This is a genomic window from Campylobacter concisus, assembly GCF_002914195.1.
GTDB classification, from domain to species: domain Bacteria; phylum Campylobacterota; class Campylobacteria; order Campylobacterales; family Campylobacteraceae; genus Campylobacter_A; species Campylobacter_A concisus_M.
This window is the reverse complement of record NZ_PPAU01000057.1, coordinates 1-487: the sequence shown is the minus strand read 5'-3', so window position 1 is coordinate 487 and position 487 is coordinate 1. Positions and strand designations below refer to the sequence as shown.

2 protein-coding genes are annotated in these 487 nt (G+C 30.6%); both read left to right on the top strand.

Annotation, left to right across the window (positions count from 1 at the left end; all coding sequences use genetic code 11):
- On the top strand, nt 1–215 hold a 215-nt coding region (locus tag CYP28_RS10245; RefSeq protein WP_219811237.1), incomplete at its 5' end, for a hypothetical protein.
- Nucleotides 212–487 (top strand): hypothetical protein (locus CYP28_RS01835; protein WP_141090893.1); only part of this gene is annotated, 276 nt, incomplete at its 3' end. The genes CYP28_RS10245 and CYP28_RS01835, both read left to right, overlap by 4 nt.

Genomic DNA, 487 nt, shown 5'->3' with positions numbered 1-487 from the left:
CTCCATTGGAGCGCGTCTTTGAATATACAAAAAATATTTCAAAAAAAAGAGAAACTGGCTCATCAGTGGAGCTAGACAATTTTTTAAAATTTATAAAAGAAAAATTTGCAATCAATGCTTTTGATTTGCAAGTTATAATAAGCGAATATGAAAATTTAAGCTACTTAGCAAAAGAGAAGCTTAAACAATTAAATACGATAGGACATTCAAAATGATAAAACTTGACACCCTACCCAAAGGCTCACTGACTTTTAAGTCTTTTGCCATATTGGATCAAATTTTTATGAAGGTTTTTGGGTATTTCTCAAAAGTTAAGCTTTCAAAAACCATAGATTTTTTTGAGATGGACTATGAAACGAATTCAATTAGTCTTGATATAAATGGACGACAAAGACTTTATGCCCTAAAGCTTGAAACTGGCTCCAATGAGATTGTAAAGATAGAAAATTTTGCGCAATTTACAAACCAAATTAGGCATGATAAGGAT